Raw genomic sequence first — 14804 nt, forward strand, 5'->3', positions numbered from 1 at the left:
GTTTTCCCTTAATGTTGAGCAATATCTTTAAAAAGTCCTACTGCCGTTTCTGCAAACTCTGGATCATTGATGTTGCAGTTGAGCCTAATTACACGCCGCTTCGCGGTCTGTTTTACGGTGTTTTCCAAGGTGTTAGCAAAAGCATTCAACGCATCGGGGTTCCAGAAGGGTTGCCCGACTGCATCTAGAGCGGAAAAACCGCCCTCTGGTATCAGGAAACGCACTTCGCCTTCGCAGGCGTTGAGCTTTTCCCCGATCCATCTCGCCATTTCGGCGTTTTCTTCCGGCGTGGTGCGCATCAGCGTCACCTGCGCGTTATGTTCATAAAACTGGCGGTCGGCATACTTGGCCGGGACCGTGGAAATATGCCCAAAATTGACCATATCCAAGGCGCCACACGATCCCACGAAGGGGATTTCAGTCTGGGCGATGGCGTCGAAACGCTCCGGCCCGCAGGCCAGTACGCCGTCGAACAGCAGGTCGCACACTTCCGTGGTCGTTAAATCCAGCACGCCGGATAGCAACCCGCTGGAGACTAATTTCTCCATCGCTTTACCGCCGCTGCCTGTCGCGTGAAACACCAGACAGTCGAATTCGCTCTCTAGCAATTCGCTGGCGCTATTGATGCACGGCGTGGTGACGCCAAACATGGTGAGGCCAACCGCCGGTTTGTCATCCTGGCTTTCTGGGTGAGAAAACAGTACCGCGCCGGCTATTTGGTGCGCGGCGTTAGCCAGCACTTTACGCGAAATGCGATTCAAACCCGCGACGTCAGTCACAGAGTAGAGCAGGGATATATCGCTCGCGCCGATATACGCCGAGACATCGCCAGAAGCCATGGTCGACACCATCAACTTCGGCACGCCAACGGGCAGAGCCTGCATCGCCGGTGTGATTAATGCCGTGCCGCCAGAGCCACCTAGGCCCAACAAGCCCGCCACGTCAGTCCGTGAGGCGATAAAGCCTTCGAACGCCTGCGCCATGGCGCTGATGGCTTTGCCGCGATCGCCACAGAAAACCGCATCGATGCCCTGAGGATGAAACGCAGCGACGGCGGCGGCACTGATATCAGCCTGACCGTCATGGGTTTTGTGCTTGGTCGATAAATCGACCGTGACCACGTTAACCCCCGTCGCGCGGATTAAATCCGCCACAAAAGCCTGTTCCCGGCCTTTGGTATCGGTGGTGGTAGCAACATAAACATTGGCTTGTTTTGCGTTCATCAGGACATCCTTTTTGATTAATATCCCCGCATAATGAGACGCCAGTCTCACTAGAGCAAGGTCATCATACACATTTGAGACTCGAGTCTCATAAAATTTACATTTCGGTGATTTTGCTTTTCCAGCAGGCATTTTTTGTTAAAGTTGCGTCATTAGACTCCTAGGTGGAAACCCTATCTTGACTCCTATTCATACGCCGGTAGCCCTGACCGAAGCCCAGACCCGCACCCAGCAGAAGCTGGTGGCCGCGGCCATGCGTCTGGCAGAAAGTGGAGCATTACCTACGTTAACCGAAGTGGCCGCCAGCGCCGGATTTTCCCGCGCGACGGCGTATCGCTACTTTCCCACGCAGAGTGCGCTGGTCGCCGCCATGGTGGAAGAAAGCCTGCGGCCAATCATCGAGTGGGATCCGCAGCATGCCAACGCCGGTGAACGTATCGCCGAGTTACTGAGTTTTGCGTACCCACGAATGCTAGAACATGAAGGCGTTTTACGCGCGGCTTTACAGTTATCTCTGCAACAATGGTCAGAAAAGCGTCGCGATCCCGATACCCAAGAGACGCTGGTACGCGGCAACCGCAAAAAGATTTTGAAAAGGGTGCTCGCCCCCCTGGAAGACAGGCTTTCGCCAGCAGCGTTACAGCGCACCATGCACGCTTTTTCGCTAATTTACGGCTCGGAAGTGTTTATGGTGATGAAAGATATCTGGCACGTCGGTGACGGCGAAATTCAAGATCTCACCCAGTGGATGGCCAAGGCTATTTTGCGGCAGGCTGAGGAAGATGCACGGCTGGGGGAGTGAGAGGGACTTAGGTGCCCGCACTGCGCGGGCATTTTGCGATTAGTTGAGGTGGTAACTGAGACTAACCGTGATCTGCTGCCCCCCGTCTTCATAGCTCGCTTCGTTACTGAGCGAGAACACCTTGCCGCTGTAAGCGACGACAACCCGATTATCCGCCTCGCGACGAATCTCAGAGATAGTTCCCGTCCCCGAGAGAAAGGGAACACCCTCAGCCAGATGTTTCACTATTTCGTGTTCACTACCATTCAGTTCACCTGCTAAATAGAAGTGATATTGCGTAGGAACCGTTGCGCCACCGCTTTGACTTTTCGTCACGTACAACCACATACGGTCGCTGACTTTTGAGGCACGCTGCAATAAATCCTCTTCTCGGTTATCCGTGCTTGAGACATTCAAAAATAACCCCATCAGTACAACCAAAATCCCCGCAATGACAATCCATGGCAGCCATTTAGTACCCATTTTGAATGGCATATTCTATTCCCCATTTAATGTTACGTTGATCGGTAGGGTCATCACCATACGGGGGTTTTTGGGTCCATTTTCCCCATTCTGGTTTTGATGTACCGGCCCGCTGTTGCGCAAAACCAGCTCCCATTAACAGCGTTTTTTCCGGAATGCCGGCAGCAAAACCCGCCGCTCCAAAGTTGAAATTTCCGAAGTCCTGCCAGTAAGGATTATATTGTTTGTAGTCCCAAGGACCGCGGCCTCTGACCTTTTGATAAAACCAATAATACGTGCTTGCAGTTGCTGCGTTTCTTGATGTTCCGCGTTGTCTCGCTTCCCGCATATTGTTTATGACAACTATCGAACCTGGTCCTGATAATGGAACTGATGCCATAATAACTCCCTGTTATTTTGTAGTTTTAAGCAGATCATACCAGCATCATTTGAGCCAAAAAATCCGAAAATGAAATACCGTTTTGTTGATGCAGGGACATTCACAATCCAAGAAAATGGGAAGTTGCATGAAACCTGAGAGCATGGCTCTCAGTTCCATAATGGCATGGGGAAGGGAGTTACTTCTTATTCTGCTCGGTGAATCGGCGGAAGACTTCGAGGGTTTCATCGCTGACGTGGTGCTCAACGCCTTCGGCGTCGAGGCGGGCGGTTTCCGGGCTGATGCCTAACGCGATAAAGAAGGCTTCAACTACGTTGTGGCGCTCGCGGTTTTCCGCCGCCAGTTTCTCGCCCTCTGGCGTCAGAAAAGTCCCGCGATAGGGAAGTTGACGCACCAATCCCGCACTGGCCAAGCGCTTGAGGGTTTTTGCCACTGTAGGTTGAGATACGCCTAAACGGGCTGCCAAGTCGACCTGTCTGGCCTCGCCAAACTCACGAATCAAATCCGAAATCAGCTCGACATAGTCGTCCATCAGTTCGCGGCGATGCGCTTCTCGCACTTGTAAAAAACCCTGAGCGTGCTCTTCAACATCCAGTAAAGGATTCACCTTCTTTTCATTCACAACGCTTGCCTCTTTCTCGCTCAACGGTTTTTTACCGCCGCCATTTACGGCGACAGGGATTGATATTGTAAACCAAGCTGGCGCTAGCACCAATTTTTGCAAACTTTGCATTGGCTAAGGAGTATAGCCTATGCTATATCTGTGTAATAAAACGTCGCCACGCTGCAAAAGAGCACACAGGAGAAATTTCATGGAGAGAAAACAAAGTGTTTGGAAACTGTTCAGCCTTACCCCGTTTCAGTTACGGCTGATGCTCATCGGCATGCTGGTCGCACTGCTGGGTGGCAATGCGCAGGCTGCTGATAAAGAAAAGAAAAAATTCAAAGTCGTCACGACATTCACCGTGATTCAGGATATCGCGCAGAACGTCGCGGGCGACGCCGCCACGGTTGAATCCATCACCAAGCCGGGGGCGGAAATCCATGATTACCAGCCGACGCCGCGTGACATCGTCAAAACCCAATCCGCCGATCTGATTTTGTGGAATGGCTTTAATCTTGAGCGTTGGTTCGGGCGTTTCTTCGAAAATATCAAAAATGTGCCCTCCGCGACGGTCACTGACGGCATTACGCCGCTGCCGATCCAAGAGGGGCCTTACCTTGGCAATCCCAACCCTCATGCCTGGATGTCGTCCAAAAATGCCTTGGTGTATGTCGAGAATATTCGCGCCGCTCTGGTGAAGTACGATCCGGCCAATGCCGAGGTGTATGACAAAAATGCTAAAGATTATTCAGAGAAAATCAGCCAATTAGATGCTCCACTACGTGCCCGACTGGCGAAAATCCCGGCCGAGCAGCGTTGGTTAGTCACCAGTGAAGGGGCTTTTAGCTATATGGCGAAGGATTACGGTTTGCAGGAAGCCTACCTTTGGCCTATTAACGCCGAAGAGCAGGGCACGCCGCAGCAGGTCAAAAAGCTGATTGATTTGGTGCGCGAGAAACATATTCCGGTAGTGTTTAGTGAAAGCACCATTTCAGATAAGCCCGCCAGACAGGTGAGCAAGGAGACCGGCGCGGCCTATGGCGGCGTGCTGTATGTCGATTCACTGTCGACAGCCGATGGTCCGGTGCCAACCTATATTGATTTGCTGAAAGTCACCGTCGGGACAGTGGCAAAAGGGTTTGGCCAATGACAGCAGAAACCTTAGAACTCAATGTAGAAAACGTCAGTGTGACCTATAACAATGGCCACACGGCGATTGAAGATGCCAGTTTCCGGCTGGAAGGAGGCTCGATTTGCGCCTTGCTGGGGGTAAATGGCAGCGGCAAGTCGACGCTGTTCAAAACCATTATGGGCATTGTTCGCCCGACCACCGGCAGCGTGTCGCTCAACAAAATGGACGTTGCCAAGTCTTTGCGCCAGAACCTTATCGCCTACGTGCCGCAGTCAGAAGACGTCGACTGGAACTTCCCGGTGCTGGTGCGTGATGTGGTAATGATGGGGCGCTACGGCAAAATGTCCTTCTTGCGCATTCCTTCTAAAGAGGACAAGAAGCAAGTTGCTTCAGCCTTGGCGCGGGTCGGCCTGACCGATCTTGCTCAGCGTCAAATCGGCGAGCTGTCCGGCGGGCAGAAGAAACGGGTATTTTTGGCCCGCGCGCTGGCGCAGCAGGGCAGCGTGATGCTGCTGGATGAGCCTTTTACCGGCGTCGACATCAAAACTGAAAATGCCATTGTTGGCCTGCTCAGGCAGCTGCGCGATGAGGGACACCTGATTCTGGTATCGACCCACAACATCGCCAGCGTGCCGGATTTCTGCGACCGCGTGGTGCTGATCAACCGAACGGTGATCGCCAAAGGGCCGCTGGAAACCACCTTTACCCACGCCAATTTAGAGCACGCCTTTGGCGGCGCAATGCGCAATATTGACTATCTGGCGAAAGAGCGCGTGGCCGAGCGCCCATCGCCAGTGAGGCTGGTGCAATGATCGAGCTACTGCTACAACCTTTCCACTATAACTACATGGTGAAAGCCATTTGGGTAAGCGCCGGGGTCGGCGCGGTGTGTGCGTTTCTTTCGGCTTACTTAATGTTGAAAGGCTGGTCGCTGATGGGCGACGCGCTGTCGCACTCCGTGGTTCCGGGTGTCGCCGGGGCTTACGCATTGGGCTTTCCCTATGCCATTGGGGCTTTCGGCACCGGCATTCTGGCCGCGCTCTCCATGACCCTGCTGCGCCATTACACCCGGCTGCGTGAAGATGCCATCATCGGCTTTGTCTTCTCCTCCTTCTTCGCGCTGGGCCTGCTTTTGGTATCACTGAATCCCACCTCGGTGAACGTGCAGTCCATCCTTTTTGGCAATATTTTGGGCATCGACGACGCCGATATTTTGCAGGTGCAAATCATCGTCGGCGTTTCGCTGCTGGTGCTGTGTGTTATCTGGCGCGACCTGCTTGCCGTATTTTTTGATGAAGCCCATGCCCGCTCAGTCGGTTTATCGCCCCTGTGGCTGAAAGTGATTTTCTTCACCCTGTTCAGCGCCTGCAGCGTGGCGGCGCTGCAAACCGTCGGGGCGATTTTGGTGATCGCCATGGTGATCACACCCGGTGCGACGGCCTACTTGTTGACCGACAGGTTCTCCCACCTTTTGCTGTTATCCGTCGCCATCGGTGCCGTCACTAGCGCGGTCGGAGCCTGGCTCAGTTACTACCTCGATGGTGCCACCGGCGGGGTGATTGTGTGCCTTCAGACCAGCGTCTTCCTGCTGGCCTTCATCTTCGCGCCTAAGCACGGCTGGTTGGCGAATCACTTTCGTATCAGAGCTAAGGCGCAGCACAAGGAGAGTGCCTCATGACCTCATGGTTTGACCTGGTGATGGAGCCGATGGGCTTCGTCTTTATGCAGCGCGCCCTGTTGACCGCCATGGCGACCAGCATCGTGTGCGCTATCTTCTCCTGCTTTCTGGTCTTGAAAGGCTGGTCATTGATGGGAGATGCCATCTCGCACGCGGTGCTGCCCGGCGTGGTGTTGGCGTTTCTGGCGGGCATTCCACTGGTGATTGGCGCTTTTGTTTCCGGCTTATTCTGCGCCGTGGCGACGGGCTACATCAAAGAGCATTGCCGCGTGAAAGAAGATTCGGTGATGGGCATTGTTTTCTCAGGCATGTTTGCAGCGGGACTGGTGCTGTTCTCCCGCGTTAACACTGAACAGCATTTAAGCCACATACTTTTTGGCAACGTGCTCGGCGTGACTGACAGCGAAATGCTGCAAACGCTGGTGATTGCTGGCGGCGTAACGCTGGCTATTCTGGTGAAATTTAAAGATCTGACGCTGTTCTGCTTCGACCCAGTACAAGCCAAGGTGATAGGCCTGCCGGTGCGGTTCTACCACTACGCGCTGCTCTGTTTGCTGGCATTAACCATTGTCGCCGCTTTGCAGGCGGTGGGGGTTGTGCTGGTGGTTGCCATGCTGATCACGCCGGGGATCACAGCTTTTCTGTTGTGCAAAACGCTGCCTAAAATGCTGCTGGTTGCTGTGACAACGTCACTGATTGCCGCCATTGCCGGGACTTTCATCAGTTTTTATATTGATGCCGCGACTGGCCCGGCCATCGTTTTGGTGCAGGCAACCCTCTTTTTACTGGCACTGGCAGGCTATTTATTACGTAAAATCCCCACCCGCCGCGCTGAAAAGATCGCCTGAAAAGTAAGATTTTTGCCATACTGACGGCAGAGTCCCTTTTCAGGAGTATTCATGGAAATCATTAAATCAGGTCATGCCGATGTGCAGGAGATCCTGCACATTCTGAGCGAATCCAAGGGTGAGAACCTCTCTTCCGAGCAGCGAGCTAACGAGGGATTTACTCAGGGCAATATGGACGAATCCTTGCTGAAAACCTTTCAGGACGGCGTCGGCGTTTTTGTTTGCAAAGAGCAGGTTGACGGACAGCCGGTGATTGCGGGGGTAGCAATGACTTCGCTCGGTAAGCTGGCCAAGCATGGGGTGGCGCAGGCGACTTACAACGCCGTGGTCAGTAACGGCAAGGTTCCGGCCGATCAGATTTTCCTCTACGGGCCAGTGAGCGTGCGGCGGGAATTTCGCGGCAAAGGGATATTGACCCAGCTCCTCGTTCATATCTGTGAAACTCTGCAACATCGCTTCGCGCTGGGCGTGGCTTTTGTCGATAAAGAGAATCAGAAGTCGCTGGCTATTCATCGCCATTATCCGATGACTGAATTTGATACCATCAGCATGAACCGCCGCGAGTATGTTATTTTCACTTTTGAGCCGCGCCGCGTCCTCTCCTTTTATAAAAACCGCTAAATCCTCATAGTCATCACGCAGATATAGAAAGCAGAAATCGTCATTTTATTTCTGCTTCATTCCATTGTTAACTGGTTTCAACGAAGAGCGACGCAAAACGCATTTCTCTTTCAGAAATTTATTTAGCAAGGGGCCGACATCATGACGCAGAAAAACTCGTTTTCTTCATCAACAACCTTTTGGCAACGCGTTAAAGATAAATGTTTAACCGCATTTCTCACTGAACCTTCACAGGACAGCACGCGCATGATGGAAGCCTTAATCCCTACAGGAAGCTTATATGGTATCGAAATGGGCAGTTTTTCAATGGAAAGAGTTGACCCAGCCTGGTATCGCACGAAATAGCTTTTACCGGCATAGGGTACGCTTTAGTTACTGGAATGAGCTGTGCATCACCCATTAGCTGTAATTCCTGATCTTTCTCCTGGTAGTCCGAGTAGTAGTGCAGTAAATGTTCAACACTTTTAGCCTTAGTTCTCTCTGACCTCGTCGTAAATGTGATTTTTCTCTCAATTGTGGAGCCCGTAACTGATATCAGTTATGGGTTTTTTTATTGCCTAAATTTTGACACATTTAACCGCTAATTCCCGCCTTTGTCTTTTTACGCCGCAAATTAATATATATTTAGAATATTCAAATTAAATACATTCACCAAACAAATAATTAAAGCCAAAAGAAATAGTTAGCAATAAATAATAAATCTATTTATAGAAAATTAATTAATGCCAAGGGGAACTCTGTCGTTATTATTAGAAGGAAATATAATATATACAAATTTATTATATTGAATATAAAAAAATTCATTTGAATGATAAAAGGAATGAGATCATGAAATTAAAAGCATTGGCACTATTGGTCCCAGCATTACTGATTACAAACGCTGCACATTCGGCTGAAGTTTATAACAAAGATGGCAACAAATTAGACCTGTACGGCAAAGTTGATGGTCTGCACTATTTTTCTGACGATGCGTCAAAAGACGGCGACCAGTCTTATGCCCGTTTCGGCTTCAAAGGTGAAACCCAGATCTCTGATCAACTCTCAGGCTACGGCCAGTGGGAATATAACGTTCAGGCGAACAATACTGAAAGCAGTGGCTCTTCTAAAAACGCCACGCGTCTCGGCTTCGCGGGCCTGAAATTCGGTGACTACGGCTCATTTGACTACGGCCGTAACTATGGCGTGGTGTACGACGTTGAATCCTGGACGGATATGCTGCCTGAGTTCGGCGGCGACACCTATACCACTGCGGATAACTTCATGGTTGGCCGTACCAACGGCGTGGCAACCTACCGTAATAACGGCTTCTTCGGTCTGGTTGAAGGCCTGAACTTCGCGCTGCAATACCAAGGCGCAAACGACGGCACTAACAATGGCGAAGGCACGAACAACAGCCGTGACGTTCGCCACCAGAATGGTGATGGCTACGGTATGTCCACCAGCTATGACTTTGGTATGGGTATCAGCGCGGGTGCGGCATTTGCCTCTTCCGACCGTACTAATGACCAAACCAATGGCGGCACCACTGCTAAAGGCGACAAAGCAGACGTCTGGACCGTGGGCCTGAAATACGATGCCAACAGCCTGTATCTGGCAACCATGTATTCTGAAACCCGTAACATGACCATGTACGGTGGCGGTAAAACCACTCTGGCAAACGGCACCACCCAAGACAATGACGGCAACGTCGCCAACAAAACGCAGAACTTTGAAGCCACTGCACAATACCAGTTCGATTTCGGTCTGCGCCCTGAGGTCTCTTACCTGCAATCTAAAGGTAAGGACCTGAACACTAACACCACCAATGTCAACAACGATAAAGATCTGGTGAAATACGTGTCAGTGGGTACCACTTACAACTTCAATAAAAATATGTCGACCTACGTTGATTACAAAATCAACCTGCTGGATAACTCCGACAGCTTCTACAAAGACAACGGCATCTCAACGGACGATGTGGTCGCCGTGGGTCTGGTTTATCAGTTCTAAACCTCAGCCTGAAAACGCGTTATCCCAAGCCCGCCGCCATGGCGGGTTTTTTATATCCAACGTTTAGTTTTGTTCAGACACCAACACAGCCAGTGTATCCGCCGCCAGAGCGCGGAAAATATGCTCCTGATCTGCCGGATAACTGATGTAATCCCCCGCGTTTAGCACATAGGGCTCCTCCGTCAGCCCGACCAACGCCTGACCCTGAGTGACAATAATGTGCTCCACCGATCCCGGCGAATGGGGCTTTGATACGCGATCGGCGCCCGGCTCGGCGCTCAGCAGATAAATATCCCGTCGCGATCCCGGCGGGCAGGTTGCCAGCAGCACGGCCTTATAATTGGCTAATTCGGCAATGACCGCAGGGCCTTCGCCGCGTCGAATCAGCTGCGACTTGTTGACCTGCGGCTCCATCAGGCGCGCAAAGGGGATCTCCAGCGCGACGCATAGCGCCCACAGGGTTTCAATGCTGGGGTTACCATTGGCCGCCTCGAGTTGCGAGAGGGTAGATTTGGCAATTCCCGCGCGTCTGGCGACTTCCGCCAGTGATAAGCCTGCGCGCTGGCGCTCCCTGACCAGAGAGCTGGCAATAATGTCGATGGGTTGGATCATAGATTTAGCCTAAATAAAGATAGCGATAACCGTTATAACGAACAATCGTTCGACTTGTAAAACGATTTTAATATGTTCATTATAGCAGCCTGTTTGTTCGTTATGAGATTGAAAAATGCATTTTCATCAATTTTCCGCACTGAAATCGGGGACCATTAAGGCCATCATTCTGGTCTGTCTGGCTGATGGTATTGTCGGCATATCCTACGGCTCGCTGGCAACCGGCGTTGGCTTCCCTTTTTGGGTGCCGATGGCGCTCTCCGTTTTCGTGCTGGCCGGGGCCTCTGAGTTTCTCTTTATCGGTATTGTCTCGAGTGGCGGAAGCCCGTTCGCCGCCGCAGCAGCAGGTTTATTGGTGAATGCGCGCCATCTGCCGTTCGGCATTGCGGTGAAAGATTTGGTCGGCACTAAATCCAAGAGCCTGCTGGGCTGCCACATCGTCAATGATGAAAGTGTAGTATTCGGCGTGTCTCAGCCAACCAAGGCAGAGTGCAAAGCTGCCTTTTGGCTATGCGGCTTGGGCATTGCCCTCTGCTGGCCGCTGGGGGTGATTATCGGCGGCTCGATTGGGCAAATTATCCCGGATCCGCAGGCTATCGGCCTTGATGCCGTTTTCCCAGCCATCTTGCTGGCGTTGACCCTTCCAGCGCTGAAAAATGCCAAAACCATCGTCTCCGCCTGCTCGGGCGCGCTGATTTCACTCGCGGCAGTGCCTTTTGTGCCTGTCGGTATGCCGGTGCTGTTTTCACTGCTCGGATTGGCTATCAGGAAGAAAAAATCATGAACCAACACACATTGATCATTTGCGGCATCGCGCTTTTGGCCGTGGGCACCTATGCATTTCGCTTTGTCGGCTTCAAGCTCGGATCGCGGATGACCTTCACTGAGAATACCCGCGCACTGATTGCAGACGCCGCGACCACGCTTTTGCTCTCAGTGGCGGTGATTGCCACGCTGCTGGAAGGTGAACACTTCGCTGGGTTGGCGCGTTTGCTGGGAGTAGGGGTGGCAGCGGTGCTGGCGTGGCGAAAAGTACCGCTGATTGCGGTGATCCTCTCCGCCGCCGCGGTCACCGCACTGGCCCGCTGGCTGGGTTTACCTTGAATTTCTGCTCTGAGGGAGCATAAATTCTCCGCAGGCCGGATTTAGCGGTTTTCATTCCGGCCGAAATAAAACACAATACTCGTCACAAAAAATGACATTTCTCGCCGTCATTAAACAAGCAGTTAACCCATCACTTACAAGCCAACATCTCAATGCAATCACATAACGTTTCGCGCAAAACCGAGTGGCTACGCGTCATCATGCTAGCTATCGCCGCGTTTATTTTTAATACCACCGAATTCGTCCCCGTAGGCCTGCTGTCAGACATCGCCAGCTCTTTCTCGATGGAAACCGCGCAGGTCGGCCTGATGCTGACCATTTACGCCTGGGTGGTCGCCCTGATGTCGCTGCCGCTGATGCTGCTGACCCGCAACGTCGAGCGCCGCCTGCTGCTGATGGCGGTGTTTGGCCTGTTTATCCTCAGCCACGTGCTGTCGGTGGTGGCCTGGGACTTCGGCTCGCTGGTGGTATCGCGCATTGGGATTGCACTGGCGCACGCGATTTTCTGGTCAATAACTTCCTCTCTGGCCATTCGCGTCGCCCCGGCGGGCAAGAAAACGCAGGCTCTGAGTATGCTGGCGACCGGCACCGCGCTGGCGATGGTGCTCGGCCTGCCGCTCGGGCGGGTGATTGGTCAATATCTTGGCTGGCGCATTACCTTTGGGGTGATTGGCGTCGTGGCGCTGATCACCTTAATCAGCCTGAGTCGCCTGCTGCCGAAACTGCCAAGCGAACACAGCGGCTCCCTGAGCAGCGTGCCGATGCTGTTCAAACGACCGGCGCTGGTGTCGATGTACCTGCTGATCGCGCTGATCGTCACTTCGCACTACACGGCGTACAGCTACATTGAGCCGTTCGTGCAGAATGTCGCCAAAATGAGTGAAGATTTCACTACCTTCTTACTGCTGATTTTCGGCGGGGCGGGGATTTTGGGCAGTGCGCTATTTAGCGTGATGGGCAGCAAATTTCCGACGGCGTTCTTTGTCGGCGCCATCACTATCATCGCGGTTTCGATGCTGTTGCTGCTGGTCTCCTCGACCAGTGCTTTCAGCATCTCTGCGCTGACCGTTTTGTGGGGCATTGGGATGATGGCTATCGCGCTGGCAATGCAAATACGCGTGCTGGCGCTGGCGCCGGATGCCACCGACGTCGCCATGTCGCTGTTCTCAGGGATTTTCAATCTGGGGATTGGCGCGGGTGCACTGCTGGGCAATCAGGTGATTATGCATCTTGAACTGTCGGACGTGGGCTATGTCGGCGGGGCGATGGGCTGCATTTCACTGGCGTGGTGCCTGTTTATCCTGCGCCGATACCCCCAACTGCGGACCGTATGATCGGCTTCGCTTTTGCTTCTTAGCTCGCAAATAACCATCAAAGAAACATATCATTAACAGTACCGACCCATGTCGGTACTATACTCCCAACATTAGCCGGTGTTTCCGGTCCTTTTACTTTGCGAATCACTCATCTATGCATGCACAAAAGAAGCAGCCCTTGCCTGCCGTCACGCTGGCGGCCATCGGCGTAGTGTACGGTGATATTGGTACCAGTCCGCTCTATACCTTGCGCGAATGTCTGACCGGCCAGGCCGGGATCACCATGACCCAAGGATCTATTTTCGGCTTTTTGTCGCTGATTTTCTGGCTGCTGATGCTGGTGGTATCATTCAAATATATCGGCTACGTGATGCGTGCCGATAACGGCGGCGAAGGGGGGATTTTGACCCTGATGTCGCTGGCGGTGCGCGATATCAACCCGCGCTGGTACGCCACCGTGGTGTTCCTCGGGCTGGTTGGCGGCAGTTTCTTCTATGGCGATGGGGTGATCACGCCAGCCATTTCGGTGCTTTCGGCCATTGAAGGGCTGGAGATCATCGCGCCTTCGCTAGATAAATTTATCATCCCCATCTCCATTGCCGTGCTGACCCTGCTGTTTGTTATCCAGAAGAAGGGCACGGGCAGCGTCGGTAAGCTGTTCGCGCCGGTGATGGTGCTGTGGTTTGTCTCGCTGGGCGTGATGGGCATTGGCGGCATCTTGTATAATCCGGGCGTGCTGCAAGCCTTGAATCCTTACTGGGCGCTGCACTTCTTTATTGAATTCAAAGGCATTTCCTTCTTCGCGCTGGGCATGGTGGTGCTGGCCGTGACCGGGGCCGAGGCGCTGTATGCCGACATGGGCCACTTCGGTAAAAAGCCTATCCGCATTGCGTGGTTCCTGCTGGTGGCGCCATCGCTGGTGCTGAACTACTTCGGGCAGGGCGCACTGTTGATGAGCAACCCGGAGGCCATCAAAAACCCTTTCTTCCTACTGGCTCCTGACTGGGCGCTGGTTCCGCTACTGATTATTGCCACTCTGGCAACGGTTATCGCCTCCCAGGCCGTCATTTCTGGCGTGTTTTCACTGACTCGTCAGGCGATGCGTTTAGGCTATCTGCCACCGATGCGCATTGTGTACACCTCCGACGTCGAATCCGGGCAAATCTATATTCCGGTGGTGAACTGGCTGCTGTACGTGGCGGTGCTGATTGTGATCATCAGCTTCAAACACTCCAGCGACTTGGCGTCGGCCTACGGCATCGTGGTGACGGGAACCATGCTGCTGACCTCCATCCTGCTGTGCATTGTGGCGATTAAAAACTGGGGCTGGAAGAAGCGCTGGGGCCTGCTGCTGCTGGCATTCCTGATGATGATTGATATCCCGCTGTTCGCCGCCAACCTCACCAAGCTGTTCTCCGGCGGCTGGCTGCCGGTGGCGCTGGGGCTGAGCATTCTGCTTGTCATGATCACCTGGCACACCGAGCGTTCGCGGCTGTTGCGCCGCCTGCGTGAAGACCCGGATGCCCTGAGCGCGCTGATCACCTCCCTCGAAAAATCCCCGCCGCGCCGCGTACCGGGCACTGCCGTGTTTATGGCCCGCGCGCCGGATGCCGTGCCTCTAGTGCTTTTGCACAATTTAAAGCACAACAAAGTGCTGCACGAGCGCATCATTTTGCTGACTATCAGCAGCGCCGATGTGCCTTATGTGCATAATCTGAAGCGCGTGACCATTGAGCACCTGTCGCCATCCTTCTGGCGCGTGGTGGCGAGCTATGGCTGGCGCGAGACGCCCAATCTGGAAGATGTGTTCTATCGTTGCGGGCAGGATGGGCTGCGCTGCACCATGAGCGACACCTCATTCTTTATGTCGCGCGACACGCTGGTATTGGACAAACGCCCATGGTATTTGCAGATCCGCGGCAAGCTGTTCCAAGTGTTACAGCGTAACGCGCTGCGGGCGCCGGATCAGTTCCAGCTCCCGCCTAACCGCGTTATTGAACTTGGCGCCATGGTGAAGTTTTAAGTTTTTTTATC

At 53.1% G+C, this 14804-nt stretch carries 17 protein-coding genes; 12 read left to right on the forward strand and 5 right to left on the reverse strand.

Annotated elements, in window-relative coordinates:
- Positions 1-8: 8 nt before the first annotated feature.
- The gene (locus ACT3RR_RS16090; RefSeq protein WP_496200698.1) at positions 9-1223 is read right to left on the reverse strand and encodes a Tm-1-like ATP-binding domain-containing protein; all 1215 of its coding nucleotides are present in this window, start codon (positions 1221-1223) and stop codon (positions 9-11) included.
- 175 nt (positions 1224-1398) lie between these two features.
- Between ACT3RR_RS16090 and ACT3RR_RS16095 the strand changes: the two genes are divergently transcribed.
- Positions 1399-2025, forward strand: coding sequence for a TetR/AcrR family transcriptional regulator (locus tag ACT3RR_RS16095; protein WP_485903449.1), 627 nt, complete (start codon positions 1399-1401; stop codon positions 2023-2025).
- 39 nt (positions 2026-2064) lie between these two features.
- Here the strand turns inward: ACT3RR_RS16095 and ACT3RR_RS16100 are convergent, their stop codons facing one another.
- The 3 genes from ACT3RR_RS16100 to mntR all read right to left on the reverse strand — a co-directional run bounded on the left by ACT3RR_RS16100 (position 2065) and on the right by mntR (position 3488).
- On the reverse strand, positions 2065-2499 hold the full coding sequence (locus ACT3RR_RS16100) for a hypothetical protein (RefSeq protein WP_353504171.1): 435 nt from the start codon (positions 2497-2499) through the stop codon (positions 2065-2067).
- Positions 2477-2866 carry a polymorphic toxin type 44 domain-containing protein gene (locus ACT3RR_RS16105; protein ID WP_353504170.1) on the reverse strand — a complete coding sequence of 130 codons (390 nt, stop codon included), beginning with the start codon at positions 2864-2866 and terminating at the stop codon, positions 2477-2479. The genes ACT3RR_RS16100 and ACT3RR_RS16105 overlap by 23 nt, the downstream gene beginning before the upstream one ends.
- 178 nt (positions 2867-3044) lie before the next feature.
- Positions 3045-3488, reverse strand: a complete 444-nt coding sequence (mntR, locus tag ACT3RR_RS16110) for a manganese-binding transcriptional regulator MntR (protein WP_396132107.1) — start codon at positions 3486-3488, stop codon at positions 3045-3047.
- 190 nt (positions 3489-3678) lie between these two features.
- Between mntR and ACT3RR_RS16115 the strand changes: the two genes are divergently transcribed.
- The 7 genes from ACT3RR_RS16115 (at position 3679) to ompC (ending at position 9738) form a co-directional block, all read left to right on the forward strand.
- A complete protein-coding gene (locus ACT3RR_RS16115) occupies positions 3679-4620 on the forward strand; it encodes a metal ABC transporter substrate-binding protein (protein WP_396132108.1) in 942 nt (313 codons plus the stop codon).
- On the forward strand, positions 4617-5414 hold the full coding sequence (locus tag ACT3RR_RS16120) for a metal ABC transporter ATP-binding protein (protein WP_496200699.1): 798 nt from the start codon (positions 4617-4619) through the stop codon (positions 5412-5414). Before ACT3RR_RS16115 ends, ACT3RR_RS16120 begins: the two co-directional genes overlap by 4 nt.
- Positions 5411-6280, forward strand: coding sequence for a metal ABC transporter permease (locus ACT3RR_RS16125; protein ID WP_353504167.1), 870 nt, complete (start codon positions 5411-5413; stop codon positions 6278-6280). Before ACT3RR_RS16120 ends, ACT3RR_RS16125 begins: the two co-directional genes overlap by 4 nt.
- Positions 6277-7128: a metal ABC transporter permease gene (locus ACT3RR_RS16130; RefSeq protein WP_353504166.1), complete on the forward strand. Its 852-nt coding sequence runs from the start codon at positions 6277-6279 to the stop codon at positions 7126-7128. The genes ACT3RR_RS16125 and ACT3RR_RS16130 overlap by 4 nt, the downstream gene beginning before the upstream one ends.
- A gap of 51 nt (positions 7129-7179) precedes the next feature.
- Positions 7180-7749: a hypothetical protein gene (locus ACT3RR_RS16135; protein WP_496200700.1), complete on the forward strand. Its 570-nt coding sequence runs from the start codon at positions 7180-7182 to the stop codon at positions 7747-7749.
- Between the two features lie 141 nt (positions 7750-7890).
- Entirely contained in the window at positions 7891-8094 is a 204-nt protein-coding gene (locus tag ACT3RR_RS16140; protein WP_353504164.1) for a hypothetical protein, read from the forward strand.
- Between the two features lie 483 nt (positions 8095-8577).
- Positions 8578-9738 (forward strand): porin OmpC, encoded by a 1161-nt coding sequence (gene ompC / locus ACT3RR_RS16145; protein WP_485903343.1) that lies wholly within the window; start codon positions 8578-8580, stop codon positions 9736-9738.
- A 63-nt stretch (positions 9739-9801) separates the two neighbouring features.
- On the opposite strand, the gene ACT3RR_RS16150 is transcribed toward ompC, so the two are convergent.
- Complete coding sequence (locus tag ACT3RR_RS16150) at positions 9802-10350, reverse strand: helix-turn-helix domain-containing protein (RefSeq protein ID WP_496200701.1); 549 nt, start codon at positions 10348-10350, stop codon at positions 9802-9804.
- Positions 10351-10465: 115 nt separating this feature from the next.
- Between ACT3RR_RS16150 and ACT3RR_RS16155 the strand changes: the two genes are divergently transcribed.
- The 4 genes from ACT3RR_RS16155 (at position 10466) to kup (ending at position 14793) form a co-directional block, all read left to right on the forward strand.
- Positions 10466-11134, forward strand: coding sequence for an AzlC family ABC transporter permease (locus tag ACT3RR_RS16155; protein WP_496200702.1), 669 nt, complete (start codon positions 10466-10468; stop codon positions 11132-11134).
- Positions 11131-11454 carry an AzlD domain-containing protein gene (locus ACT3RR_RS16160; RefSeq protein ID WP_485903340.1) on the forward strand — a complete coding sequence of 108 codons (324 nt, stop codon included), beginning with the start codon at positions 11131-11133 and terminating at the stop codon, positions 11452-11454. Before ACT3RR_RS16155 ends, ACT3RR_RS16160 begins: the two co-directional genes overlap by 4 nt.
- Positions 11455-11606: 152 nt before the next feature.
- Complete coding sequence (locus ACT3RR_RS16165) at positions 11607-12788, forward strand: sugar transporter (protein WP_353504159.1); 1182 nt, start codon at positions 11607-11609, stop codon at positions 12786-12788.
- A 136-nt stretch (positions 12789-12924) separates the two neighbouring features.
- Complete coding sequence (kup, locus tag ACT3RR_RS16170; protein ID WP_353504158.1) at positions 12925-14793, forward strand: low affinity potassium transporter Kup; 1869 nt, start codon at positions 12925-12927, stop codon at positions 14791-14793.
- The last annotated feature ends 11 nt before the right edge of the window (positions 14794-14804 follow it).

This window comes from Ewingella sp. AOP8-B2-18 (genome assembly GCF_052376015.1).
Classification (GTDB): Bacteria; Pseudomonadota; Gammaproteobacteria; order Enterobacterales; family Enterobacteriaceae; genus Ewingella; species Ewingella allii.